This window comes from Desulfitobacterium chlororespirans DSM 11544 (assembly GCF_900143285.1).
Lineage (GTDB): Bacteria > Bacillota > Desulfitobacteriia > Desulfitobacteriales > Desulfitobacteriaceae > Desulfitobacterium > Desulfitobacterium chlororespirans.
Genome location: NZ_FRDN01000003.1, coordinates 18,821 through 44,201, shown reverse-complemented (window position 1 = coordinate 44,201; position 25,381 = coordinate 18,821). Strand labels below are relative to the sequence as shown.

Genomic DNA, 25,381 nt, shown 5'->3' with positions numbered 1-25,381 from the left:
TTGAGCCAGCCTCCCGAAAATTAACTGAAAGTGAGTTTAGTATAATGAATAAAAAGGTGAGACACTATTCAACAGTTATTTTACTGGGAGTAGTTCTCGGAATCGTCATAGCTATCCTGAAAAACTATGTAGGGTTAGACATCGATGTAATACAGCTATTGCTTTATCTCTATGTGATTCTGGCAATTTGCGGTGTGACTTTCTATCTCTACGTTGCTGCTTATACGAAGAATATAAATTTAGTGGATAGATATGTTCAGCGGAAGAGCGACCATCCTTATTACGCCTTGTTGCTTTCTTTAGTGAAGAAAGATTATCAAGAAGCGGAGATCCAGCTGGAGAGGCTCAGTTCTTTGTACAAGCAAGCTAAGATCGCTCTGACAGCCACAGTGCAAATAGAAAAAAATCTCTTGAGAGAAGCCGAAGCAACCGTTCAAGAGATTAGAAACAGCAATATCCGCTATCATAATCTGGCTTTAATTGCTCTGCTCCAGGGGAATCTTGAGGAATTTGAAGCTTATAAAGCCCGGATTAAGCATAAGTACTTGCACTATGCACTGGAAGCAGAAGCAGCCTACAGAGAAAAAGATTATAAAAAGGCAGATGAGTTGGCTGAACTTGCCATTTCGTCAGCAGGCGGACTCCAAAAATGGGTTTACGTGAAATCACTGGAGAGACAAAAAGGTAATACCCAGCGCCGATCCTATTTTTAAAATTAAGGCCTAAGCACCTCGCTGCACCCGTGCCGCAGGACGGCTTTTCATAAACAGCGCCAGCAGACCGGCGACGAGAGGCAGGACAAAGAGAGCAGAAATAGCCATCTGAAGCCCCCAGAGATCGGCGATGCGGCCAATCAGAACCACTGCAAGGCCCCCGACTCCTCCGGCGAAGCCCAAAGTTAAACCTGCTGCCATGGCTTTATTATGGGGAATAACCTCCTGAGCTGCGACCACAGTCACAGAAAAGCTTGAGAGCAGAGAAGCCCCGGCTAAAGCGAGAAAGACAGTGCTCAAGGTTCCCTCTGTGTAGAGGAAAGCAAAGAACAAAGGTGTAGCCAGAAGAAGGGACCCCACGATCAACGGTTTCCGTCCGAATCTATCGGAGATAAAACCGCCGATAATTCCCCCCACTGCCCCGGCAGCCAGCATAATGGTTACCAGGTGGCTGGCTGCAATATTGGATAGGTTCTGGGATTTAAAATACAGGGGAAGCATGGTGAGCATTCCCGTATAAGCTAAAGAACGTACAGCGATGACTCCGACGATAGTACTCAGTTCCCTCGCAGCAGTTTTCAGGGATGCCATCAGAGCGGAAAACTCAGGAGGGTTTGAGGGAGATACATTGACCCGGGGAGAAAAAAAGAGGAGGAGCAAGGATACCATCACACCGGGAACCACCATGTAGAGAGTTCCCTGCAAACCATGGGCCTCGAATAAGGGCACCAAGAGCAGGGGGCCGAGGGCAAAACCAAAATTACCAAAGGCGATAAATGCCGAAAGTAAAACCGCTTTATAGTCTCCACTTAGAATGTTGACCATGGTGGAGGCCTGAGGATGAAAGGCTGCCGTACCAAGGCCGGCTAGAGTGGCCAAGGTAACCAGAAGGATATAATTCTCATGAACAACCCCTGTCAAGCTGAGCATGATAGCCATCCATAAAGTTCCTACATAAACAAACCAGCGTTTACCGCGGCGATCCAGATAATAGCCGATAAAAGGTTGCACCAAGGAAGAAGAGATGGTAAAGGAAGATACAAGGATGGCTGCCTGGGTTGCCGTAAAGTCCGGATGTAAAATAATGAGAAAGGGAAGCATCTGAGGCAAAAAGTTGCTATAGAGATCATTGAGCATGTGGGCCAGAGATAACACACCGATCTTAGAATATTGAATAGACTGTTTTTGAATAGGCTGTTTTATTGTCATAGCCATAAAAATAACCCCTCTTCCACCAGAGCTTAGACAAGCTCTGATATTTTTTTATTTCTTAATTCCTCTTCCATATTTTTCTCAGCTGCAAGCATGACTTTTTTTATGGAGCATTCAGGGTTCGAGTTCAGGCAACAGTCAAATAAGGAAGTTTTTCCTTCTATAGCTTGGATAATATCAAAAAAAGAGATCTCCTCCCAATGGGGACCTAGGGAATACCCGCCGTTAACTCCTGGTGAAGAATAAATCATCCCTTCCTTAACCAGCTTGTTAAGTATCTTTGACAAGTAGGTAGGAGAAACATTTTGTTTTTCAGCTAATTCCTGAACCCCCAATTTCTTTTCCGAGCCGTTTCTGGCAAGAAACAAGATTGTATGAAGAGCATAATCCGTCGCCCTCGAATATTTCACAAAAAATTACCTCCTAATTATGGACTATATATATCTATAATATCCATAAATGCTGGCAGCGTCAATAATCTATTAGCTATAAAAGTTCATCATTGGGACAGGATAAAATGATATGCCAATTGCGATCGCCTATATAGTAAGGATAGAATTATTTCATGAAGAAAAAATAGTGTTAAAGAGAATTAAACGCCTAGGCATTTTTATAGGAAATGAGGGACGATAGATTTGGATAGTTTATGGATCTCTATTATGATCGTATTAATTCTCATCATGGCCAACGGTCTTTTTGCTATGACGGAAATTGCCATTGTGACTTCGAAAAGGAATCGGTTAGCCAATCTTAAGGACAAAGGGAACTCCCGGGCAGCCTATGCCTTAATGCTGGCGGAGAATCCTAATCAGCTTCTTTCCACCATACAGATCGGCATCACTCTCATTGGGGTTATTACCGGGGCCTTTGGCGGAGCGACTATTGCGGGACAACTGGCTAAGTATATAGAGACTATTCCGGTATTAGCACCTATAAGCTACCAGTTCAGCTTTATTCTCGTGGTGGGATTATCCACCTATTTATCTTTGATTATCGGCGAACTTGCCCCCAAGCGAATTGGCATGGGCAACCCGGAAAAAGTTGCCTGCCGGGTGGCCAAACCTATGTATTACTTTGCCAAGGCGGGGCGCCCCCTTATCTGGTTTTTAAGTAAATCTACGGAATGGGTTTTAAGAGCTTTGCGTATTAAACCCAGTACCGATCCGGAAGTAACCGAGGAAGAGATCACGTCGCTTATCGAGCAAGGGGTTTACAGCGGTGTAGTAGAAGAGATTGAGCAGGATATGGTGGAGCAGATTTTTTACTTAGGAGACAAACGTTTGGCTGATATCCTCACTCCGCGTACCCAGTTGGCTTGGATCGATATCGAGGATACCTTTGTGGAGATTATTAGCAAGATGAACGAAAGCCCCCACACGAAATTTCCTGTAGGTAAAGGGAGCCTGGACAATTTCCAAGGGGTGGTTCATACCAAGGATGTTTTTGCTAAGCTGGTATCCGGGGTAGACTTTGCAATTACGGACTGCATTAAGGATACACTGATCCATCCTGAATCCATGAAAGTCTTTCAAGCCCTGAAGACCTTCCAAGAGGCGGGGCGCCATGAAGCTATAGTGATTGATGAATATGGCGGGATTGAAGGTTTCGTAACTCTTCACGATATCATGGAAAATATCGTAGGGGATATGCCCTTAAGAGGAGAACAAACCCCTCCGGAAATCATCGAGAAGGATGAACACTCCTGGTTGGCGGATGGATTGGTAGCTCTCGATACCTTCAAACGGTATTTCGATATTGAAGAAAAAGTCATGCCCCACACAGGAAACAGCTACCACACTCTTGGAGGCTACATCACCGACAAGATCGGAGATATACCTAAAGAAAAGGATAGTGTAATAGTCGGCTATCTGCGGCTTGAGGTCGTGGATATGGACCATGTTCGGGTGGACAAGGTGATGATCACCAGGGTTAATCCAGAGGAACCTGAATTTCAAATCTGATACTTTTCCATAAATTAAAAAGATAGCTGGGGACCAAAGCGTAGAAGGACATAAGAGATGAAGAAGCGAATATTTAGAAAAGCTGTTCACAAAAATTATCGTAAATAACGAAAAAGAAATTACTTCGATGTGGAGGTTCCCATGATAAAATACCCTTTCCCGAGAACTTATTTTCCTGCCTTATTGGTACTCTTTCTTATTATCTCTCTATCTCCGGTCTTAACGGGCTGCCAGGGTCAATCGATTCCTATTGGAGCGACTGAACAAACCGGGCCCAATGAGCCTGTGCCGGCTCCTGTACCTGAACCTGAGCCCATAGCTCAAGAGGAGACGGTTACCCTGACCGCTTTAGGAGATATACTCATGCACAACACTCTGATTTGGTCTGGGGGCCAGCTGGATGGCTCTTACGCTTTTAATTTCTTTGGATCAGTAGGAGAGTTGATGGAGGAAGGGGATTATTGTACCACCAATCTGGAGACGGCACTTGCCGGTTCGGAGGAAGGTTATACCGGATATCCTTTATTTAATAGTCCGGATGCGATCGCTGATCACCTGAAAGACTATGGAGTGGACGGGGTGATCACAGCCAATAATCATATTCTTGATCGAGGATACCAGGGGGCGGTCAGAACCGTAGACGTGCTCGAAAAAGCAGGGCTGGACGTTTTAGGTGTTCGTAAAAGTCCGGAGGATTCCGGTTATCTCATTAAGGATATCCGCGGCGTCAAGGTGGGCTATCTGGCTTACACCTATGGAACCAACGGCTTAAACCTCCCCTCTGAACATCAATATTTTATTAACATGCTGGAGAAAGAGCAGATTCTTCAAGATATTCGTCAATTCCGCACTCAAGCGGATCTGCTAATCCTTGTACTGCATTGGGGAGTGGAGTACAGTACAGAGCCCACGGACGAACAACGGACTCTCGCCCGAGAATTTTTGGCAGCGGGTGCCGATGCTATCATAGGGAGCCACCCTCACGTGATTCAACCAGTGGAATACTTCAATATTGATGGCAAAGAAAAATTTGCGGCCTATTCCATTGGGAACTTTATCGGGGATCAAAGGGGTCAGGAGCGCAACAGCGGTGTTATCCTTCAATTAAAGTTCAACATTGAGAAAGTGATTCAACCCGGCAAGCCGGAGAGCTCCGCCTCAGAAGAAACCGCAGATACTTTGATATCCCAAACCGCAACATTAAAGGGAGTCGAGTTAATCCCTACCTACTCCCACAGCTATACTAAGGGAGGCAGACAGCAATTCCGGGTCGTCCCCATAGAAAAAACCATCGAAAAAATTAAAGCTGATGAAGAGGAAGTCTTCTCCCATGAGGATCTGCCTCTTCTTGAAAATGTTCTGAAGACTACTGAGGAACGTCTGAATCAATTGATCTTAAAAGATAAATGAATTAAAACAAAGACGGCGATAAGCCGTCTTTTGCTTTGGAGAATTATCCCAAGAATATGAACCTAACAGAAAAAGTTGGAATATAGTTAAAGGGGAAAGATATCACGGCTTCAAGGGGGAAGTAGCGATGGATGCCTTAAGTATAGTTGTGCTTTTAGCCGTCGTGGTTGAGAAGATTGTAGACCTTTTTAAGACGGTTGTCAGCACGATTCCTTTTCTACCTGATAAAATTCGCCCCTTTACTTTAGAATTGATCAGCTTAGGCATAGGAATCCTTCTTGCTTATGAAACGCAAATCGATGCCCTAAGCTTAATCGGAATTCAAACTAAAAATGGGTATGTGGGAGTCATCATCACCGGTTTAGTGGTCGGCAAAGGTGCTAATTTTGCCCATGACTTTTTTCATCTCTTCAATGCCAAGCAGAGAAACGGACCATAAGGTATCTTAGAGCATAGAATAAATGAAGGATAGATTACAAGAAAAGGAGGGATTATTACGGGATACGAAGTGAAAGAGCAAATCCTAGTTAATAATCGGCCTCAAGAGCCTCTGCAACCTCAGGGCTTTGTGATTCACTCCACAGCGACACCTGGGGCTACAGCCCAAAATGAATTTAACTACTTCAACAGTCAGCACCGGGCTGCTTCCGCCCATTACTTCGTGGATTGGCTTGAGCTCATTCACGCTATTCCGGAAAATGAAGTGGCCTGGCATGCTGGGTATACGGCCAACCATCGTTTTCTATCTGTGGAAATGAGCGAACCCCAGGAACATGATCCCCAAAAGTTTCAGGAAGTCTGGAAAAGAACCCTTTGGCTGGTAGCTGATGCCTGTGTCCGCTATGGATGGACGACACACAATGTCTTCTCTCATCGGGATATATCCCTTACCTATGGAGAAACCAATCATATGGACCCTATCGATTATCTGAAGAGCTATGGTTATACCTGGGAAGACATGATCATGGCTCTGGAGGGGGAAATCGATGGACTACAGAAAATCAATATAGGGGGAGATGACAAAGTGGAGCATCTAATCTTGGTAGGCAGGGGAGCGGACGAGAGAGCCGCAGGATACCTGGCGGATTATCTCCAGGCTCCCATTCTTTACTTGGATCGCTTGAGCAATGGGTATCTGGATTCAGCCCAAAAGATATATGTGGTGGGCGGAAATACTAAACCGGTGGACAGGGCTATTTTGATTTCTGGAACTGATCGTTATGGAACTTGCCAAAAAGTGCTGGATTTTATTCGGACCGGAAAGGTGTAAGCTGGAGAGAAAGCAGATCAGCATTTTACCCGAGAATCATAAAAGACGAGACTTCCATCCTCACGTCTCGTCTTTTTACTTCATTGTTCATATGATTTTAACCCTCATGGGCTATTCGTGAGAGGAACCCACCAACACATGTTTATAGGCTGCCAAGGTCATTTCCCCAATCCTGGACCAAGAGTAATATTTTTGAATATGTTGCGTCAAAGGCTCCGGCGAGAAGGTCAGGGCCTTTTCCAAGGCTGGAGTCAGACTCTTTTCTTCGAAGGGATTCATATAGACGGCCATATCTTGAAAATACTCCTCAGTACACCCTTGGTCCGTGGAAAGGACCACAGCACCGCATGCTCCTGCTTCCAAGCTGGATAACCCCGGTGTTTCGAACCAGCTGGGCATGGCATGAACCTTAGCGGCGGCATAAGCGGAAGCCAGAAGCCGCCCTTGTATGGTGCCCAAATAAACCACATTGGGATAAACTTGTACTTCTTCAAAATACTTCGGTTCATTAATGGGACCTGCCAAAACAAGAGTAAGACCTAGCTCCTGACAGCATTGGGCCAGCCACTTTTGATTCTTGCGGGAGGAAATACGAGCCACCGAGAGAACGAATTCTTCCGGAAGTCCGGGACACTGCTCTCGGAAGTAAGTTCCATCGATGCCAAGATACTCCTGGGGAAATCCATTGGGAATGACCTTAAAAGGTGTTGTGACCTGGAAATCCCTTTGAATCTCCTCCATTTCCGCTTGACCGTTGGGAAGGAGTAGATCACAATCCTTCAGCAATTGGCTACGCCAAGGCTGATAGGATTCCCATTGCTCTAAAGCAACAGAGTTTATTTCCACTTTCTTTAAGTAATGAGCCATATTCCAATATATAGGGGACACCACAATGGGCTTATTCTGATTTTTAGCATTTTCAAAATACATGGCGGCATCCACCACCCGGGTAGCATTAAAAATGTGAACCAAGTCATATTCTTCAAGCCGGACCTTGGGGTTGAGGGATAAAAAGACCTGTACCCCAAGGTTTTTTAAGGCTTGAGCTGTGGCCAGAAGCTGGACAGTATCTCCCGCTGGGTTTTTGCGATAATCCTGACGGACTTGAAAAAGAACTTTCACACTAATATCCCCTTTGCAAGGCTTTGAGCAAGGTTTCGGTAGCTAGATGATAGCGCTGGGCCAGTTGTTCCAAAGTCATGTCCAGCAAGTAGTAGATGCCGCAGCCGGATACAGGGATACCCAGTCTGCGAAAATGAGGTTTCAATTGGGGATATTGCTTCAGTACATCCCCGTATTTCATAAGGCTGTTTAGGTTAACCATCGCTGCCAAAATCCTTTCTTTACAGCTGCTTCTTTTAGAGTTTGCATGTGGTGGACTTGGGTCTCCAGCTGTTGCAGAGCGTTTAAAGTTTGATCGTTTTTGGTTTTAAGCTCTTTGAGGAGCTCCAGTACCTCGGGAAGAAAATCCACCTTTTCGCTTAAGCATTCCAGATTACTGGTGATGTGTGTGGTACTTTCTTTCAGATCACTGAAGATAAGGCTTAAATGGTGAGAAGAAGAGCTATCATCAGATGTTTCCTGGGGACTGACCTGCCCAGTGGAGACAGAGGGGGAGGCTTGGGCGGTGCAAGTCAGGGAATCATTTTGTTCAGAGATAGCCTGGGTAGCCTTCTCGTCCGTTTCGGTTTCAGGAAGGGTCTTTTCATGGAAAGCAGTCTGAACGCTACTGTCCTTTGCAACATGTTGTGAGGTATCGGAATTGTTGGTATGAGGCGTAGTGAATTGATCGTTAGCCTGATGAGCAGAAACCTGAGGGGAATCATCGAGGGGAGGGGCTCTAACCAGAGATAGTTCCTGGGCGAATAAAGGGGCCTCTTGGCCTGTTATGCCCAACCAATGAGAATAAGTAGTTACTCCTTCAGTTTTTTGGGCGATATGCAGGGAGAAAAAGTCACCGGAACGGGCCAGAACGGGCTTCCAGCTTCTATCTTGAACCTGAAACAGTACAGCTTGATTGATGTTTACTAACAGATTAAACATACCCTGAGATTCAATAACCCCTAAGCCTCTCCAGGGGCCTTCAAGATTAGTTGCCGGTGAGGCATCAATCCGCCAGGTACTCTTAAAGTCATTCATTTTTCCTTGGACTCCGTGACCGATTTCAAAGCGATCGCTGGCAGGTTGTTTGGCTGCCCAGAAAAGATGTCCTTCATCCTGAGCGGTAATAACCGCCGTCATATCTACTACTTCACGGGGGATAGTAAGAACCTCCTGGCGTTTAGACCAGAGATAGAAGGTGCCGTTAAACATGCTGGCCAACAGAACGGAGCGCTTTCCCAAGAAGGTCATCATGAGGACGTGAAGATTAGAACGGGAATCCATGAGTACATGATATAAGGGATAGCGAGGATGGACCACTTCCCCCAGAAAGGCGGATTTCCAGGTCTGCCCATTCCAGAAAAGGTGGGTGATGCGCCAAACATCAGGCAGCCCATAATGAGAGCTGGCATAAAAGATATGAATTACCTTGCCCGATGGAAAGAGGAGCAGGCGATCAAAACGCTGGGTCCGAATATCCAGTTTACCCAGAGACATGGTTTGGTGATGTCCGTCAGCCAGGATGACTGAGTAACAAAACTCACCGGAAACTTTTATGTAAGCAAGATGAATTTGTTGGGCATCATCAAGAATCCCTTGAGCAAGCAGGACGGATTCCTTTAACTCAAATAATGGGTGACCATTGGCAGAAGATAAAGTCAGCCCATCATTGTGTATCTCCAATAAGTAGGAAATGCTTTCATTAAGTAAAAGGAAGGATTGGCATGAGGAAGTATATGCAGGCAATAGGCACACCTCCTGTGATGTTGGACTAGGGCTGTCTAATGACAGCCCTAGCATTTTTAGACGTTAAGAACGGTTGATAAGGGTGTAAGTTTAGGTGAGATTTACATACATTGGGCCGGGAACAGGGCTGGGAAGTTGTGGGGGGAAGAAATCTGTAGGGAATGGAGTGAGATTTGGGTTCAGGAAGTCGATACAAGGTTCTTCGGTGGGGAATTCTTCGCAGAATGGTGGTTCCGGGCAATACCCAAAGGCATCAATAGCCAGTTGCACAAATCCGGTTAGCTTCGCGATAACGAAAACCCCTACTGTGACAATTAAATCGTCTCCGGAAATGATGGCGGGAACCAGAATCTCGCTGCGAGTTTCAACTCTTAGGTTGAAATCGAACTCAGAACGGGTAGGTGGATAGTAAATTACGATGTCCTTGAAGATGTCCGGCAGACAGCCAGGAATGGTGAGGAGTTGCCCGGCGGCATTTCTTACAGTAGCCGTGAAGCAGACGCGCACGGTGAACTGAGCTCGGGCAAAATTTGGACGGCTGGGAATAGGGGTAATGACGATGCTCTCGGGAAGGATGACCCCATTTTGGAAAGTAATGTCCACAAAGGTGAACGGGCCGCCACAATCTGGCAGGTCAATTGGGAAGTTTGGAAAACACTCTCTCTGTTGGCAACTAAAAAAGACTTTCTCGACAATTATGCATACTCTTTCGCGATAGGGGTCATATGGATAGAGGTCAGCCATGAGTTGTTTTCCCTCCTTTTTTGTATTTTCGGGGTATTCTATTCAAGTTTCACCCCAAGTGTTACAGGATTAGCCTGTGTAGAGCCCTTGCTTAAGGATTTTATTATGAATTTCTACAGCTCGCTTTTGCCAAGTGTTTTGCAAGGCGAAGGCCTGTAAAGCTTCTTGATCCACACTCTTAAGCAAGGCTTCTCTAATACTTTGGGAGAAGTCTTCCGCAGTGGCGGCCAGGTTAAGGCCAGGGCAGCAATCTTCCCCATGTTGCTCAGAGTTCCCGGTACTGAGGTTCTGAATAACTTTTTGGGCTCCTATAAGCTCGGGCAGAGGGGTAGCTACAGTAGGTAAACCGGCGGCTGCATATTCATACAGTTTAATGGGATTACAGCCCACAGTCATAGAAGTCAGCTTAAAGGGAATGAGACTGACATTAAAGCCGTGGAGATAACCGGGCAGGCTGTCATAGGATTTTAAGCCGAGATAGCTTACATTGGGGTTTTCCAGAGGAAAGCCCTTGAGCATCACTAAAGCACCAAGAAAAACAAAGTGAAAATCCGGATGCTGTTCAATAACCCTCTTCAGCAGATCCCAATTCAGCCAAGGAGCGATAGCTCCGCTGTAGCCAATAATAGGCTGTCCCATCGGTAAATCAAGAGGCCGCTTTTGGGGGGTGCAGAAATGAGCAAAATCCACCCCGTTGCGCAGCAGGGTTACCTCAGGGTGTTGCGGTGCCAATTGATCGTAAAGGCTCTGGGAGGAAGCAAAGACCAGCTTAGCTTGAGCGAGTAAGGGCTTTATGTAGGGCCCCCAGGCAGCGAACTCCTCCTTGGCTTCATCGGAGCAATCGAAAACCACCGCATCCGGCCGGTAGGTATCAATGAGATGGAGATGCTGGGGGAAGGTCAGCCAAAGAATGCGGGGTCTGGGATGGGCTAGCGTCAAGGGAGAGATTCCTTGACAGAGATAGAAGGAATCCCAGAGCGTTTTAACCTGGGGTTGAGGAAAAGCCCCGCGATCCTCGTAAAAAATGGTATACCCTAAGTAAGAAAGCTCCCGCATGAGCTGTTGAGGGCGCTGAACCATCCAGCTCCAAGGTAAAGTCCGTGGGTAAATTATGGTCGGCATTTTTTCACCTCCTTTGATACAGGGGGACAGTTCTTTTATTCCTGGCTTTAAACTATTTCTACTATAGACTATGTAAGAAATAAAGAAGGCGTAACCATGAGGTCACGCCTTTACTAATTTCGAGGGGAATTTAAGTTGTGGATTACGGTTATTCTTTACAGCTGAGCAAAGATCTGCACGTAGTAGTTCCCGGAGTTGCTGCTGACCACACCTACTCCGATATGGGTATAAGCAGGATTTAAGATGTTTTTGCGATGGCCGTCACTGTTCATGAAAGCAGTCATAGCGGCATCCACTGACATATTGCGGGCAATATTTTCTCCTGCGGAGCGGTATTGAATACCTGCATTTTTCAGCATATCAAAGGGAGAACCATAAGTGGGAGAAGTGTGGCTGAAGTAGCTGTTGGTTTTCATATCCAGGGCTTTCACCTGGGCTACGTCCACTAAGCGAAAATCCACCTGCAAAGGAGAGAGGCCGGCTGCTGCTCTTTCTTTATTGATCTCGTTAATCATAGCTTGTTCTTGGGTACTGAGTGTGGTGGTTCCATTAGTGGAAGGGGTGGTCGGTTGGGTCGGAGCCGGTTGGGCCGGAACGGGTTGGCTTGGTGCCGGTTGGGTTGGTGTGGGTTGAGTCGGGGTCGGTTGGGTTGGTTGGGTCGGCGCAGGGACTGAATTAGTAGGCTTTTCTGCTTCCTTAGCAGTAAATTTAAAATTCTTCAAAGAAATAACGCTGCCATACCCTTTAGTAGTGTTTACAAGTGTAGAACCATTTTGGGTAGAACCGCTGGAGCTATGATCCGAAGGAGCTCCAGGGGTACTCGGTGTGGCTGTGATGCTGTTCACCCAAGGCATATAGGAACGAAGTGAAATAACAGAACCGTTAGAGTCATTTGAGGAATAAGAATTGCTCACCTTAAGCGCTGCTTGGACAGGGGCTGCGGCCACTGTTAACAAAACGACTAAGGATACGCCAATAGTAAATTTTTTGGTCTTTTTCATAACATACCTCCAAATAGTTTCACAAACTAACCTGTGTTTAATTTAAAGTGCTTTATTAGATTGTCCCTTTCAGGACAAATTGAGTATACCATTCCAAACTGTAAAAACCTACTAGAACATCTTACCAACTTTTTTTAGAGCTTGGAGTTGTTAGGTTGTTTTTGGATGACAAGGTTATCGATGGAAATTTCCTATATTCGTACAAAAAAGGTATAATAGCTTTATCTTATTCATTCTTAAATACGGTTCATATCAGCCCATTTGAAGGGGTCTGTTTCATAGATTCAAAAAATAATTCTCAGTGAGAGGTTGTGGGCTGATGGGCTCCAAAGTCGTCTTAAAATACTGCCCGGAATACACTTCCGGGGTAGAAGAATTCTTAAGAAGCGGACTCCAGGAATTGGGGGGCATGGAGGCTTTTGTGAAGCCGGGTCAAAAAGTCTTCCTTAAAGTGAATTTACTTATGAAAAAACGTCCCGAAGAAGCAGTTACCACCCATCCTTCTGTGGTGGAGGCAGTGGTTCGTCTGGTTCAAGAAGCGGGAGGAATTGCCATCATCGGCGATAGCCCCGGGGGACCCTATACAGTAGGTGCTCTTCAGGGCATTTACGCCCGCTGTGGGCTTAAAGAAGTAGCAGAGCGAACAGGAGCAGGGCTTAATTTTGATGTGGGTCAGGAAGTGGTTGCCCATCCTGATGGAAAGCTGGTCAAGAGCCTCACGATTACCAAAAGCGTCTGGGATGCCGATGTGGTCATTTCTTTATCAAAGTTGAAAACCCATGCTATGATGACTTTTACAGGAGCAGTGAAAAACCTCTTCGGAGTCATTCCGGGACTGCTTAAAGCAGAATATCATTTTAAAATGCCGGAGGTCATGCAATTTGCGGATCTTCTCGTGGACATAGCTACTTGGGTTAAACCTGCTGTCAGCATTATGGACGGGATTGTGGGAATGGAGGGAGATGGTCCCTCAGCAGGTCAGCCGCGGGCAGTGGGAGCACTTCTCATAAGTGAGAATCCCTTCGCTTTGGATGTAGCGGCCACCCATTTAATCGGCCTAAAGCCTGAGAACGTCCCCACCATCATGGCTGCCAGGGGGCGGGGCTTTGTCAGTCGCATTGAAGAAGTAAGCTTAGTGGGGGAGCCTCGATCCTTATGGCGTATTCAGAATTTTGCCGTCCCTAAATCTATGTCCGTAAACTTTATCGACCGTGTGCCTCTACCAATGGGAGCAAGGCGATTTATTCTGAATCAGGTTCGCCCTAAGCCTCTTTTTAGCCATGACCAATGTGTGGGATGCGGAGATTGTGTTAAGAATTGCCCGCCTCAGGCATTGAGATTAAACGATAAAAAAAGGCCCGAGATCGATCTCGAGGCCTGTATTCGCTGTTTCTGTTGTCAAGAGCTTTGTCCCCACCAGGCAGTGGAGATTAGTAAGCCGGGATTGGCGCGAAGGCTATTTAAATAACTTGAAAAATTAATCCCTGAAAATACTTGTCTGTCCATTGGGGAACACTATTCTTGTTCTTTTCGTGTCCAGCGGTTGCTGTCACGGATTCGATACTTTTCCATCATCCGGGCAAAGGCCTCCTCCAAATCGATGTTAAGGGAGTTCGCCATAGAAATGATAATAAAAAGGATATCGGCCATTTCCAAAGCCAGATCTCCTTCGGGTTCATCGGGCTTCTTCGGTTTTTCACCATAACGATGGTTGACTTCCCGGGCCAGCTCACCTACTTCTTCGGTTAGACGGAGCATCATGGATGAGGGTTGCCAATATCCTTCCTCGAATTGAGTAATCCAGTCATCTACTTGCTTTTGCCAATCTTTGATTTCCATAATTTGAAACCTCCCAGAGTTCTAAAGTAGTATTAGGTTCTTGAGTTAGAAAAAAATTAATAAATTATTAAGATGAAGTGTGCTATACTATCCTTTAATTTACTCCTATTAAAGTGTAAAATAAATTCCTGAGACGAGCAAGGGATTCAGCCCCTCTATGCAGAATTGTATGGAGGAACAAGAAAAGCAGAGGAGGTAGACCGTGAGTCAGTTGCTTTCACAACTACAATCATCTTTTGATTGGCGAACAATACTGGATATTGCGGTCGTGGCCATTGTTCTTTATCAGCTCTTGATGCTGATTAAGGGAACTCGTGCTGTTCAGCTTCTTAAAGGAATCCTTGTGCTGCTTATTTTGTCCAATATTGCTCAGTTTCTGAAATTATCCACTATCAATTGGCTGTTGGATCGACTCTGGTCCATGTTCTTTATCGCCTTGCCGGTTGTTTTTCAACCGGAGTTACGCCGGGCTCTGGAGCAAATCGGCCGTGGTAAGTTCTTCATGCGCCATCCTCAAACTGTGGGCAATGAGGCTATGATTCAGGTGATCGATGAATTGGTGCGATGTACCCAAGTGCTTTCTAAAAACCGGATCGGGGCGCTAATGGTTATGGAGAGGACCACAGGCCTGCAAAACTATGTGGAGACAGGCATTAAAATCGATGGTGTGGTTTCTTCAGAATTCTTACTTAATGTGTTCATTCCTAATACTCCTCTTCATGATGGAGCAGTTATCATTCGCAGCGATCGTGTCGCGGCGGCAGGGTGCTTTTTACCCCTTTCCGAAAGCAATGCTATTCAAAAGGAACTGGGAACACGCCATCGGGCAGCCATAGGGCTCACGGAAGTATCCGATTCGGTAGTTATCGTCGTATCTGAAGAGACAGGAGCTATATCCGTAGCAATCGATGGAGTATTGACACGTTTCCTTGATGAAAAAAGCTTGAAGGAATTATTGTGCCGCGAGCTTCAAGTGGATACCACGATTAAGAGTTATGTACCCTTTTGGAGGTCATGAGCATGAAAGAGATGTTACAACGGAACTTAGGATATAAAACCATTAGTTTGGTCTTGGCTATTCTTTTTTGGCTTTGGGTAACCAGCCAAGGAAACAGCCAGACCTTGGATCGGGATCCAACGTTAACCCTCTCCTTGATCACTAAGAATACGCCTGCCAATTCAATGATTATGACTAAGCTGCCCTCGGTAAGGGTTAAAACGGAGGGGTATAACCCCAGCATCAATGTCAATGAGCTTTTTGCTTATGTGGATCTCAGCGGCAGCGAGCCTGGTGAACATGACTATGAAGTGAAGGTTGATCCCATTCCTAATATTAAGATCGTCGAGATTTCTCCCCGGGTGGTCACCTTACAACTGGATACAGTAGAAGAAAGAATGCTTCCAGTGACGGTGGAGGTTTCAGGAGCACCTGCTAACGGCAAAAAAGTCGGGGAGACAATCGTTAAGCCCAGTGTGGTCAATGTCAGAGGGCCCAGCAGCCTTTTAGGTGAAGTGGATAAAGTCCTGGTGGAGCTTAGTGTGGCCGGAGCCAGTGAAACTTTACAAGTATCCCGCCCCCTCTTGTTCCGTGACAAAAACGGGTTGGCCATCTTCGGACCTGATCCCAGTGTAGAGACCATTACTTCAAGCCCTACCAGTGTTGATATCATTGTCCCCATTGTGGCAAAAGAGTTGGAAAGTAAAATGGTTCCTCTTAACGCAACAACCACAGGGACACCTGCCGAAGGAAAAGAAGTACGTTCCATTCAGGTAATTCCCAGCGGAGTTCAGGTCTATGGTGAACCCGAAGCTCTTGCACAGTTCAGCGCTTTAACTATTGGTTCTGTGAATATTGACGGACTGTCTGAGACGAAAACTTATGAAATATCTTCGGACAAGGTGAGCTTGCCTGAAGGATTAAACTATGGGTCCAGAACAACTTTCTCAGTCATTGTGGAAATGGGCAGTACCATTCAGGATAAAACCCTCTACGATCTTCCCATTGTGCTTAGGAATCTTCCTGGGGATTTAGTCCTTGAGAAACCGCTTCCTGAAGTCAGTGTGACGGTTAGAGCTTACCCGGAAATTCTCAATAACTTGACAAAAGAGCAGATTTCTCTCTGGATCGATGCGACCGGTAAAGCGGTAGGAGAGCATACTGTTAAGGTTTACTGGCAGCTGCCTGCCGGTGTTGAGATGGTTTCCATCCCGGATGTTACCTATACACTAAAGGCCAAAGATGATCCCCCTAAAGAACCGGATAATCCGGGAACCCCAGGTAACCCGGGAAATCCAGGCAATTCGAGTAACCAGCCGGTAGTGTAAGATACTTCAGAAGCCTGTAAAGAAGAGATGTACCCTAAGTAAGTGGAGGTATACCCGTTGAACCTCATATGGACAAATTTGCGGGTGCCAGTAGAAGAGGATGAGCGACAGCTTCCTCTGATGATAGCCCGTAAGCTTAAAGTTTCCCAGCAGAGCATCTCCAACCTGCGTATTTTGCGCCGTTCAGTGGATGCCCGCAAGAAGCCTCAATTACTTTTTTCCTATACCCTCGGATTTTCTCTGGATATTCCGTATAAAGAAGTGAATCGTGTTTTGCATCGAGTAGCTGATCTCAAGCCTGAACCCCAGATTATGGCAAAGCCTTTGATGAAGCCCGAGAAAAACTTAAAGCATCGTCCTATCGTGGTTGGAGCTGGACCAGCAGGGTATTTTGCTGCTCTGACTTTAGCCAAAGGCGGCTATGCGCCACTGGTTCTTGAGCAGGGGGATGATGTGGAGACCCGGAGCTTAAAGGTGGAGAATTTTTGGAGAACAGGTCAGCTGGATACTGAGAGTAATGTTCAATTTGGAGAAGGGGGAGCAGGAACCTTCTCTGATGGAAAGCTAACCACCCGCATTGCGGATCCTCGCATTACGGAAGTATTGGAGACCTTTGTAGAACAAGGGGCTCCTCCAGAAATTCGTTTTCTGGCTAAGGCTCATATTGGAACTGATATCTTAAAAATTGTAACCCAGAGGCTTCGGGAAAAAATCCAATCCCTGGGTGGAGAGGTGCGTTTTCGCGCTAAACTCACAGGTTTACGTCATCAAAACGAGAAGATTATCGGCGTTGAAGTGAATCACCAGGAAGTCATTTCAGCAGAGGCAGTGATCCTGGCTATCGGGCACAGTGCCCGGGAAACCTATCGCCTATTGCTGGCACAAGGAATTCATCTGGAACAGAAGGCATTTGCCGTTGGACTTCGGATCGAGCATCCCCAGAAGCTCATTAACATCAGCCAATATGGAGTGGAGTTCCATTCCAAACTAGGCCCTGCCGATTATCAGCTGACATATCAGGACACAACAACCGGGCGAGGGGCCTATGCGTTTTGCATGTGTCCCGGCGGCAAAGTGGTGGCAGCCGCTTCAGACGTAGAGCGGTTGGTAACCAATGGCATGAGCGAATATCGGCGGGATACAGAAATAGCTAACAGTGCCCTGGTAGTAACTGTAGGAAAAGATGATTTTCAAGGGAAGCATCCTTTAGCCGGAGTTGAGTTTCAAGAGCATTGGGAGCATCAGGCGTTCTTAGCTGGTGGTCGTGACTATAAAGCTCCGGCCCAAAGTGTTCGGGACTTCTTAGCAAAGAGGGTTTCAAGAGACTTTCTCTTGCCTTCCAGTTATACCCCGGGCATCCGTCCTGTTGAACTCCACGGGGTTTTACCACAAGCCGTGGGTGATGTGTTGGATAGAGCCCTGTTTTTCTTTGACCGAAAAATTCAAGGTTTTGCCGGCGAAATGGGGACCCTGACAGGAATTGAAACCCGAACCAGTGCTCCAGTGCGTATCACCCGGGATAAAGCAGGAGAAGCCTTGCATATCCAAGGGCTTTTTCCCGCCGGTGAAGGGGCAGGTTACGCCGGTGGGATCATGAGTGCCGCCGTAGATGGAATCCGCAGCGCCGAGCGAATCATGGCTCAGTATAATCCTGCAGATTGAATGAGCCTTTTTGTGAAATATTACAAAAGAGAATCAGATATATTTATGTTTTAGAGTCTATTATTGAGGAATAAGATGATAATGACGGCAATGCTTTGTCTTAGTAATCTAATATGCCCATAACTTAGTAGCATTATGGAAGGGGTAGTTTATTTGGGTAAATTGTTTGGAACGGATGGGGTACGGGGTGTGGCCAATAAGGAGTTGACACCTGATTTAGCCTTTCGTTTAGGTCAAGCCGGTGCCTATGTGTTGAGCAAGGAACACCCCCATCCACGCATTGTAATCGGCAAAGATACCCGGATCTCCGGGGATATGTTGGAAGCGGCTTTAATTGCCGGGATATGCTCTGTAGGAGCTGATGTATTAAGAGTAGGAGTTTTACCCACTCCAGGGATTGCCTACTTAACACGTACCTTAAAAGCCAGTGCTGGAGTCGTCATCTCAGCATCTCATAACCCGGTTCAAGATAATGGAATAAAGTTTTTTTCCTCTACAGGTTACAAGCTGCCTGATGCGGTAGAGGAAGAGATTGAAGATCTTGTCCATAGTCATGAAAAACCCTGGGCAATCCCCGTTGGTGGTGAAGTTGGGCGGGTGATAGAGATTCATGATGCTCAGCGCCGGTATATGGATTTTTTGAAAGGGACGGTGGGCTCCCTTGCCGGAATTAAGGTGGTTTATGATGGCTCCAATGGTGCCGCATCTCAGGTGGGACCCCAAGTTCTTCGGGAGCTGGGAGTGGAGGTGATCCCTCTATCTGTTACTCCTGATGGAATCAATATCAATGCAGGTTGCGGTTCCACCCACCCGGAGGTACTTCAACAAGCTGTAATCGAGCATAAGGCCGATTTGGGGTTGGCGAATGACGGTGATGCGGATCGTTTAATAGCTGTAGATGAAAACGGAGAAATCGTCGATGGGGATTTCATTATGGTTATCTGCGCTTTAGAACTTAAAGCCAAAGGGCAGTTGATGGAAAATTCTGTTGTAGTCACTGTCATGAGTAATCTGGGTTTGCATATCGCTTTAAAAGAAGCTGGAATTAGAGTTTATGAAACTCAGGTAGGCGATCGTTATGTCATGGAAGAGCTCCTCAAAACAGGGGCGAGGCTAGGTGGGGAACAATCCGGGCATATTATCTTCCTGGATCATAACACCACCGGGGATGGCTTGCTTACGGCTTTGCAGCTCTTAGCAGTGCTTAAAGAGCAAGGAAAACCTATTTCGAAGTTGGCGGCCAAAATGCAGCGTCTACCTCAGGTGCTGATTAATGTCCGAGTTAAGGATAAGAAGAAAGCTATGGAAAACCCTTATGTCTTTCAAAAGGTGGAGGAAGTAAAGCGTTTCCTGGGAGAGCGGGGACGGGTCCTCGTACGCTCTTCAGGAACTGAGTCCTTGGTTCGTGTTATGGTAGAAGGTCAGGATCATGAGCAACTCATGGGTCTGGCTCAATCCGTAGTGGATATTATTAAGCGGGAAGAACTTTAGAGGATCTTGGTTAAATTTAACCAAAAGAAAATATTTACTGTAGATATTTTTCAAAGAAAACGTATAATGTTCATGTACCTCTAACTAATTGTGGAGCGTACATGAACATCCTTGATAGGGGAGATGTGTAAGAGGAAAGAGCAAAGTAGATGAGTATAACAAAGAAAATCTGTGTGGTTAAGAACTGGCAAGTTCATACAGCGCCTGGACCGTAATCGAGTTACGAACTTGAATATCGATTAGGGTTGACGAGGAGGAGGGTTATCGAAAGACTCGGCGGATGCCCTCCCGGTGTCTTGACACCGTAAGCTTATTACAAAAGCGTGAAGTAATTTGCGGGACAAAAGGTAAGCTTCAAGGAGCGGGAGTAGTCTACCCTTTTTGACGATCTCTTTGTTCATATAGCCAGAAAACCTTAAACCGCTCGGGGAGCGGTTTTTTATTTCACTATTAGAAAATATAAACGTACGCTATATACTTTCTAAGCACCTTTAGAGACTTCCTTGCGTATGCATGCATGTGAAGCAGAATTGAGAGGAGAAAAAAGACTATGTGTGGTATCGTTGGATATATTGGTAAACGCCCGGCTATTCCCGTTTTATTGGATGGATTAAAGAAGCTTGAATATCGCGGGTATGATTCAGCAGGAGTAGCAGTCCTTGAGCAGGATGCCATTACGACCTGCAAGGCTGTAGGCAAATTAGCTGTTCTGGAAGATAAGCTGGGAACAGATTTTTCTCAGACCTGTATCGGTATCGGACATACCCGATGGGCGACCCATGGCCGCCCCTCCGATCTCAATGCGCATCCCCATTTGGATACTGAAGCGAAATTTGCCGTAGTCCATAATGGGATCATTGAGAACTATATCGAGTTGAAGGAATGGCTGGTCGAACAAGGTCATACCTTCGTTTCAGAAACAGATACAGAGGTGTTGCCCCATTTAGTGGAGTATTTTTATAAGGAAGACTTAGTCACAACAGTACGTGAAGTGCTCAACAAGCTCAAAGGTTCCTTCGCTATTCTGGTGATGAGCCGTCAGGATCCGGATATTCTTGTGGCTGCCCGTAAAGATAGTCCCATGGTTGTGGGATTAGGAGAAGAGGAATTCTTTGTAGCCAGTGATATTCCTGCTATCCTCAACTATACCCGCAAAACCTATATCATTGAAGATGGAGAGATGGTTATTCTCACTAAAGATGGGGTAGAGGTTACAGATTTTGAAGGAAAAGAAAAGGAAAAGCAGCTTTATGAAGTGAAATGGGATGCCGTAGCGGCTGAAAAGGCCGGCTATGATCATTTCATGCTTAAAGAAATTTACGAACAGCCTCGCGCCCTTCGGGATACTTTAATCAGCCGCTTAGAAGACGACAGGGTCGTTCTTAATGAAGTGGATCTGACTGCGGAACAACTGAGAAGTTTCAGGAAAATCTTTATCGTGGCTTGTGGCACAGCTTGGCATGCAGGCTTAGTAGGCAAAACTCTTATTGAACGCTGGGTTCGTCTCCCGGTAGAAGTGGATATCGCTTCAGAATTCCGCTATCGTGCTCCCCTGGTAGATGAGCATACTTTAGTTGTTGTTATCAGCCAATCTGGTGAAACTGCCGATACTTTGGCAGCCCTCCGGGAGGCCAAGAGAAACGGTGCCCGCATAGTTGCCATTACTAATGTAGTGGGAAGTTCTGTAGCCCGTGAAGCCCATGATGTAATCTACACCTGGGCCGGTCCGGAAATCGCCGTAGCCTCCACAAAAGCCTATACTACTCAATTGGAAGGGATGGCCCTTCTAGGACTTTATTTGGCTCAAACCCGCGGTACCCTGGCAACCGAAAAGATCCGGGAGGTAATCGCTGCCCTGCGCAGGCTTCCTGCTCAAGCCCAGGAGGTCCTCGACGAGTCTGAGCATATTAAAGATTTAGCTCAGTCCTTTGTTGAAATAGAAGATGCTTTCTTCATCGGCCGCGGCCTGGATTGGAATGTGGCTATGGAAGGTGCTCTAAAGCTCAAAGAAATCTCATATATTCATGCGGAAGCCTATGCTGCCGGAGAGCTCAAGCATGGCACTCTGGCTTTAATCACCGACAAGACCCCTGTCATTGCCTTGGCTACTCAAATAGATGTCTACGAAAAGACCCTATCTAATATTATTGAGGTCAGAGCCCGCGATGCCCGAGTCATCGGTATCACCTTCAAAGGCAATAAGGACCTGGACAAGTTAGTGGACCGTGTAATCTACCTGCCCGAAACCATAGCCGAACTGGCTCCAATTCTCACTGTAATTCCAATGCAGCTCCTGGCTTATTATGTTTCCGTGGCCAGAGGCTGCGACGTGGATAAACCGAGGAATCTGGCGAAAAGTGTAACAGTCGAATAATTTTCTGATGCTATTGATAAAGCCCAGGAATGGCGCCGTTTTTCGTCGCTTGGTCCTGGGCTTCTCTTTAAATATCTTCAAGGAGCAGTCTATACTTTGTATAGAGTAGTTGCCAATCATGTAACTAAGGAAAAGAATAAAGAATTCCTTACGATTCGTATTTTTTCTAAAAAATGTAGAGGTTAATTCAGATCGATGTAGAATTAATATAATATACAAAGTAATTAAACAATTCTCTAAATGGGATTTGCACATTATTATTTTGAAAGGAAGTAATGCCAATGGAGCAGAATGTGAAACCTTTTGAAAAATTTTTCTCCGGTAGCCATCTGATTCTGGGCGAGGCAGGATCTGGAAAGACAAAATTAATATGGTCTATCCTTCAGAACAGAGAATATGTCAAAGAGAATTCAATCAATATTGTTCTTACAGACTCGGAGAAAAGAATGTGGCATGATTCTTATCAAAACCCCGTTACAATTATAAATCCGTATGATTCAGATATTTCTTGGGCTACTAATCCTAGCAAGCCAGGTATTTACTATTGTGCTTGTGATTATGCTCCAAGAATTATTACTTTTTTGGAGTGTTTGGCTACCTGGGCAATTCAAAATGAAAAAAAATTAGAGCAAAAGGTCCGTGTTTTTATTGATATATCCTCAAAAATATGGGCCCTTCCTGAATTTATTGAGCAAGTAAACAGATTGCACTTCATTGCAAGTAGTCAGGAAGATGATTCTATTGAAATTTGGGCAGTCCTGGGTAGTCTAAAGAAACTGACAAATCAGGCTAAACCAATCTTTTCCTGCATCAATCTGGTCCTAATGAATCCTATTTCTCCATCCTGGATAGATGAGCTTAAAGATATAGTAGGTATCCAATGCGGAAATCTTCGGGATAAATTGGATGGCATCCGTGTTGATAAGAAAGAGGGGTATTATTACGCTCCCTCTGATGATCAGGAGCTTTATTTCCAGTCCAATTAGTTAGTAATTAAGATTTCCAGTACCTCAAAATGATATAGTCTAAAATGCTCAAAATAGAACCCGTGGCAGAATCGGCAGTAATCCGGTTAATGCCACGGGTTTTGCATGCTTTTTTCTATTCCAGAAGCCATGTTTCGGCTTCTTCTTTACTCTCATACATTCTAAAGTGATTACCTTTATTGGTTTCTGCAGCCATCTCTCTAAATCGGCCCTTCTGCATGGTCTCTTGGGGAACAATAAGGGCGATTTTTATGCCATAGTTACTGAACTTTTGAATGATACCGCCTGCAACTCCGGTTTTAAGATCGAAGAAGTTTTCAGATAAGGTTGTATAGTGGAGCATAAGCCGGTTCAACTCATGCTCCCAACATAAAGAGATGAGGTCAAGGGTATCGTTCTCTGTATTTAATCGGTTCACAATAGAAATCAATTCAATATATTTCTTGTTCTCTATTTCTCTAATTTGATAATTCATTTTCTCTTTCTCCTCAATAAGTTGATGTTCATGCAATTTCCGGCAAGTTTCTTGAACCCAATTTAATTCGTGACTATAAGTTGAAATGATATTCTCCGAAATCATCTCCCAAATTAAACTTTCTCTGGAGGTTCGATTAGGTGAGTGGAGAGAACGTCTGGCTTTCTCCTGCTGCAGAGCTAAGTGTAGTTTGAGTTCATTTTCATAGCGTGAGAGACATTCATTTATTTCCTGATAATTTAAGATGTCCGACCAGGCAAACTGCACTAAAAAATTTTTTTTGAATTCAGGTGCTTCAGGTGAACACAATACCCATGCTTTGAGTTTTTTCAGCCCTTCGTCTGTTATGGTATATATTTTTTTTGAAGGAGAGCTTTCCTGATGGATCACTTCACTGGTAAGGAGCGCTTCATCTTGCATTTTGATAAGTGCTTTGTAAATTTGATTATTATTGCCGGACCAATACATGAAGGAGGATTCCTCAAAAATCTTTTTTAGTTCATATCCTGTAGATGGCTGCCAGCTCAAAATACCTAGTATAGCATGTTCGATTGACATAAAGCACCTCGCTTAAAATAACATATATTAAACATAACATATGTTATTGGTAGAGTCAAACTATACGATTTTAGTAGAAAAGAAACCCGTGGCGCTAATCAGAGCAATCCGATTATCATCACGGGCTTTTTCAACCATATCAGTTGGTATGCAGCTGTTATGCCTTATATATTCATATGGTAAAGATGCCTACCTCCTTGATCCAATGGATCAGTATGGCAACGATATTTGCCGGGATTTGTATACCGTATCTCTATGAACATTTGAAAATGAATGGATAGGAATAATCTTAAGATAATCAATCGAAGAAAAGAGTCGTCCTGAGTCAATGGGGGAAATTTTTGAAGTCGAATGGATAAGGCTTCTTAAGGTGAAACTTCATTGTTGTTGGGCTTGCGGATGACAGAGAATTTGTATTTGTCTCCGCGGTAAATGGCAGTCTTTTTTTCCAGGGGTTGATTTTGGTCAGAATAGATTACGGATTGAACGATAAAGATCGGGCTCCCTTTCTTAACTTCCAGGATGCTTGCAATATAACTGTCAGCTATTGAAGCTTCAATAGTTTGGCTTATGGTTCTCAGGTTGATTTCAGGGATGTTTTTGTATAGATCCAGAGTAGTAAAGGATTCGTGCCGAGAAGAAGCTGCCTCAGCAAGTTCCAGCATTTTCTGGCCTAACTCAACGGAAAAATAGGAATTATAAAAAGCCATGGGATTATCTTCGTTCAATCCAAGTAATTTTAACTGAAAGATGTGCTCAACCAAGGGAACATCAAGAATCTGACTAATTTCGTAAGAATTAGGCAAGACAAGGTATTCCATGAGCTTGGTATTGGGTTTAAGCCCTTTCATAAGAAGGGAATTCTGGAAGGGAGTAATGGTAAAAAGCTCTTGTTCTAATTTGGGTTCTGCCACAAAAGTACCTTTTCCGTGGGCTTTAAAAATCAGCCCTTCTTTTTCCAGATCATTCATGGCTTGTCGGACCGTAATGCGACTAACGTCATATAACTCGCATAATTCTCGCTCAGAGCACAGCTTTTCGCCTGGGAGGAGTTCACCATCTTTAATTTTTCGTGTGATCAAGTTCTTCAACTGGATATATAATGGAATTTGATTATCATTAAAAGCGTTTGACATATTACCACCGTCCTATTTTATAAATCTGACTTTAACATAGTTCTAAATTATTTACAAGACCAATTAAATGAGATGCATGACTGGTTATGACCATTTGAAAATATCATAAAAATTTTTTGTGTTTTAAGAAGGAATAAGAAGTAAGGATGTAGAATAGACATATCATAACTGGATATAACCAGTAATAATCACTGAGGTAAAATGAATGTAGTCTATTCAGTAGTCTATTCAGATGATGGTTACTGTAATTATCCG

23 protein-coding genes are annotated in these 25,381 nt (G+C 45.0%); 12 read left to right on the top strand and 11 right to left on the bottom strand.

From position 1 onward, the window contains the following. Nucleotides 1-44: 44 nt before the first annotated feature. Entirely contained in the window at nt 45-713 is a 669-nt protein-coding gene (locus tag BUA14_RS00220) for a hypothetical protein (protein ID WP_072770741.1), read from the top strand. Nucleotides 714-722: 9 nt separating this feature from the next. Here the strand turns inward: BUA14_RS00220 and BUA14_RS00215 are convergent, their stop codons facing one another. Further along, complete coding sequence (locus BUA14_RS00215) at nt 723-1,928, bottom strand: MFS transporter (protein ID WP_072770740.1); 1,206 nt, start codon at nt 1,926-1,928, stop codon at nt 723-725. Nucleotides 1,929-1,954: 26 nt separating this feature from the next. Then, nucleotides 1,955-2,335 carry an RrF2 family transcriptional regulator gene (locus tag BUA14_RS00210; RefSeq protein ID WP_072770739.1) on the bottom strand — a complete coding sequence of 127 codons (381 nt, stop codon included), beginning with the start codon at nt 2,333-2,335 and terminating at the stop codon, nt 1,955-1,957. A gap of 225 nt (nt 2,336-2,560) precedes the next feature. Between BUA14_RS00210 and BUA14_RS00205 the strand changes: the two genes are divergently transcribed. From BUA14_RS00205 to BUA14_RS00190, 4 genes are all read left to right on the top strand, one after another. After that, nucleotides 2,561-3,886 (top strand): hemolysin family protein, encoded by a 1,326-nt coding sequence (locus BUA14_RS00205; protein ID WP_242954500.1) that lies wholly within the window; start codon nt 2,561-2,563, stop codon nt 3,884-3,886. Nucleotides 3,887-4,027: 141 nt separating this feature from the next. After that, nucleotides 4,028-5,296: a CapA family protein gene (locus BUA14_RS00200; protein WP_072770738.1), complete on the top strand. Its 1,269-nt coding sequence runs from the start codon at nt 4,028-4,030 to the stop codon at nt 5,294-5,296. Between the two features lie 127 nt (nt 5,297-5,423). After that, the gene (locus tag BUA14_RS00195; protein WP_072770737.1) at nt 5,424-5,735 is read left to right on the top strand and encodes a hypothetical protein; all 312 of its coding nucleotides are present in this window, start codon (nt 5,424-5,426) and stop codon (nt 5,733-5,735) included. A 69-nt stretch (nt 5,736-5,804) separates the two neighbouring features. Further along, nucleotides 5,805-6,566, top strand: coding sequence for a peptidoglycan recognition protein family protein (locus BUA14_RS00190; protein WP_072770736.1), 762 nt, complete (start codon nt 5,805-5,807; stop codon nt 6,564-6,566). Nucleotides 6,567-6,677: 111 nt separating this feature from the next. On the opposite strand, the gene BUA14_RS00185 is transcribed toward BUA14_RS00190, so the two are convergent. The 6 genes from BUA14_RS00185 to BUA14_RS00160 form a co-directional block, all read right to left on the bottom strand. Further along, nucleotides 6,678-7,688, bottom strand: coding sequence for a glycosyltransferase family 4 protein (locus BUA14_RS00185; RefSeq protein ID WP_072770735.1), 1,011 nt, complete (start codon nt 7,686-7,688; stop codon nt 6,678-6,680). 1 nt (nt 7,689) lies between these two features. Beyond that, on the bottom strand, nt 7,690-7,890 hold the full coding sequence (locus tag BUA14_RS00180; RefSeq protein ID WP_072770734.1) for a DUF1858 domain-containing protein: 201 nt from the start codon (nt 7,888-7,890) through the stop codon (nt 7,690-7,692). Continuing rightward, entirely contained in the window at nt 7,878-9,422 is a 1,545-nt protein-coding gene (locus tag BUA14_RS00175; RefSeq protein ID WP_242954499.1) for a hypothetical protein, read from the bottom strand. The genes BUA14_RS00180 and BUA14_RS00175 overlap by 13 nt, the downstream gene beginning before the upstream one ends. Nucleotides 9,423-9,503: 81 nt before the next feature. After that, nucleotides 9,504-10,157 carry a hypothetical protein gene (locus BUA14_RS00170; RefSeq protein WP_072770732.1) on the bottom strand — a complete coding sequence of 218 codons (654 nt, stop codon included), beginning with the start codon at nt 10,155-10,157 and terminating at the stop codon, nt 9,504-9,506. 69 nt (nt 10,158-10,226) lie between these two features. Continuing rightward, nucleotides 10,227-11,279, bottom strand: a complete 1,053-nt coding sequence (locus BUA14_RS00165; protein ID WP_072770731.1) for a glycosyltransferase family protein — start codon at nt 11,277-11,279, stop codon at nt 10,227-10,229. 155 nt (nt 11,280-11,434) lie between these two features. Then, the gene (locus BUA14_RS00160; protein WP_072770730.1) at nt 11,435-12,280 is read right to left on the bottom strand and encodes a CAP domain-containing protein; all 846 of its coding nucleotides are present in this window, start codon (nt 12,278-12,280) and stop codon (nt 11,435-11,437) included. 319 nt (nt 12,281-12,599) lie between these two features. Here BUA14_RS00160 and BUA14_RS00155 point away from each other — a divergent pair, with 319 nt between their 5' ends. Next, on the top strand, nt 12,600-13,748 hold the full coding sequence (locus BUA14_RS00155) for a DUF362 domain-containing protein (RefSeq protein WP_072770729.1): 1,149 nt from the start codon (nt 12,600-12,602) through the stop codon (nt 13,746-13,748). Between the two features lie 47 nt (nt 13,749-13,795). Here BUA14_RS00155 and BUA14_RS00150 read toward each other — a convergent pair whose 3' ends face one another. After that, on the bottom strand, nt 13,796-14,119 hold the full coding sequence (locus BUA14_RS00150) for a nucleotide pyrophosphohydrolase (RefSeq protein WP_072770728.1): 324 nt from the start codon (nt 14,117-14,119) through the stop codon (nt 13,796-13,798). Between the two features lie 202 nt (nt 14,120-14,321). On the opposite strand from BUA14_RS00150, the gene cdaA reads away from it, so the two are divergent. The 6 genes from cdaA to BUA14_RS00120 all read left to right on the top strand — a co-directional run bounded on the left by cdaA (nt 14,322) and on the right by BUA14_RS00120 (nt 22,957). Continuing rightward, entirely contained in the window at nt 14,322-15,137 is an 816-nt protein-coding gene (cdaA, locus tag BUA14_RS00145) for a diadenylate cyclase CdaA (protein ID WP_072770727.1), read from the top strand. Between the two features lie 2 nt (nt 15,138-15,139). Next, the gene (locus BUA14_RS00140; RefSeq protein ID WP_072770726.1) at nt 15,140-16,444 is read left to right on the top strand and encodes a CdaR family protein; all 1,305 of its coding nucleotides are present in this window, start codon (nt 15,140-15,142) and stop codon (nt 16,442-16,444) included. Between the two features lie 57 nt (nt 16,445-16,501). Then, nucleotides 16,502-18,106: an NAD(P)/FAD-dependent oxidoreductase gene (locus BUA14_RS00135; RefSeq protein ID WP_072770725.1), complete on the top strand. Its 1,605-nt coding sequence runs from the start codon at nt 16,502-16,504 to the stop codon at nt 18,104-18,106. 153 nt (nt 18,107-18,259) lie between these two features. Continuing rightward, nucleotides 18,260-19,597: a phosphoglucosamine mutase gene (glmM, locus tag BUA14_RS00130; RefSeq protein ID WP_178371574.1), complete on the top strand. Its 1,338-nt coding sequence runs from the start codon at nt 18,260-18,262 to the stop codon at nt 19,595-19,597. A 550-nt stretch (nt 19,598-20,147) separates the two neighbouring features. Beyond that, nucleotides 20,148-21,971, top strand: a complete 1,824-nt coding sequence (gene glmS, locus BUA14_RS00125; RefSeq protein WP_072770723.1) for a glutamine--fructose-6-phosphate transaminase (isomerizing) — start codon at nt 20,148-20,150, stop codon at nt 21,969-21,971. A 281-nt stretch (nt 21,972-22,252) separates the two neighbouring features. Next, nucleotides 22,253-22,957, top strand: coding sequence for a hypothetical protein (locus BUA14_RS00120; protein ID WP_072770722.1), 705 nt, complete (start codon nt 22,253-22,255; stop codon nt 22,955-22,957). 115 nt (nt 22,958-23,072) lie between these two features. On the opposite strand, the gene BUA14_RS00115 is transcribed toward BUA14_RS00120, so the two are convergent. Beyond that, on the bottom strand, nt 23,073-23,990 hold the full coding sequence (locus tag BUA14_RS00115) for a PadR family transcriptional regulator (protein WP_072770721.1): 918 nt from the start codon (nt 23,988-23,990) through the stop codon (nt 23,073-23,075). Nucleotides 23,991-24,355: 365 nt separating this feature from the next. After that, a complete protein-coding gene (locus tag BUA14_RS00110; RefSeq protein WP_072770720.1) occupies nt 24,356-25,126 on the bottom strand; it encodes a GntR family transcriptional regulator in 771 nt (256 codons plus the stop codon). Nucleotides 25,127-25,381 lie beyond the last annotated feature (255 nt).

Excerpts from the sequence above, each read along its gene's own strand:
- BUA14_RS00220 (WP_072770741.1), top strand. The coding sequence starts at position 45 with ATGAATAAAAAGGTGAGACACTATTCAACAGTTATTTTACTGGGAGTA.
- BUA14_RS00215 (WP_072770740.1), bottom strand. The coding sequence starts at position 1,928 with ATGGCTATGACAATAAAACAGCCTATTCAAAAACAGTCTATTCAATAT.
- BUA14_RS00200 (WP_072770738.1), top strand. The coding sequence starts at position 4,028 with ATGATAAAATACCCTTTCCCGAGAACTTATTTTCCTGCCTTATTGGTA.
- BUA14_RS00195 (WP_072770737.1), top strand. The coding sequence starts at position 5,424 with ATGGATGCCTTAAGTATAGTTGTGCTTTTAGCCGTCGTGGTTGAGAAG.
- BUA14_RS00180 (WP_072770734.1), bottom strand. The coding sequence starts at position 7,890 with ATGGTTAACCTAAACAGCCTTATGAAATACGGGGATGTACTGAAGCAA.
- BUA14_RS00170 (WP_072770732.1), bottom strand. The coding sequence starts at position 10,157 with ATGGCTGACCTCTATCCATATGACCCCTATCGCGAAAGAGTATGCATA.
- BUA14_RS00165 (WP_072770731.1), bottom strand. The coding sequence starts at position 11,279 with ATGCCGACCATAATTTACCCACGGACTTTACCTTGGAGCTGGATGGTT.
- BUA14_RS00160 (WP_072770730.1), bottom strand. The coding sequence starts at position 12,280 with ATGAAAAAGACCAAAAAATTTACTATTGGCGTATCCTTAGTCGTTTTG.
- BUA14_RS00155 (WP_072770729.1), top strand. The coding sequence starts at position 12,600 with ATGGGCTCCAAAGTCGTCTTAAAATACTGCCCGGAATACACTTCCGGG.
- BUA14_RS00150 (WP_072770728.1), bottom strand. The coding sequence starts at position 14,119 with ATGGAAATCAAAGATTGGCAAAAGCAAGTAGATGACTGGATTACTCAA.
- BUA14_RS00140 (WP_072770726.1), top strand. The coding sequence starts at position 15,140 with ATGAAAGAGATGTTACAACGGAACTTAGGATATAAAACCATTAGTTTG.
- glmS (WP_072770723.1), top strand. The coding sequence starts at position 20,148 with ATGTGTGGTATCGTTGGATATATTGGTAAACGCCCGGCTATTCCCGTT.
- BUA14_RS00120 (WP_072770722.1), top strand. The coding sequence starts at position 22,253 with ATGGAGCAGAATGTGAAACCTTTTGAAAAATTTTTCTCCGGTAGCCAT.
- BUA14_RS00115 (WP_072770721.1), bottom strand. The coding sequence starts at position 23,990 with ATGTCAATCGAACATGCTATACTAGGTATTTTGAGCTGGCAGCCATCT.
- BUA14_RS00110 (WP_072770720.1), bottom strand. The coding sequence starts at position 25,126 with ATGTCAAACGCTTTTAATGATAATCAAATTCCATTATATATCCAGTTG.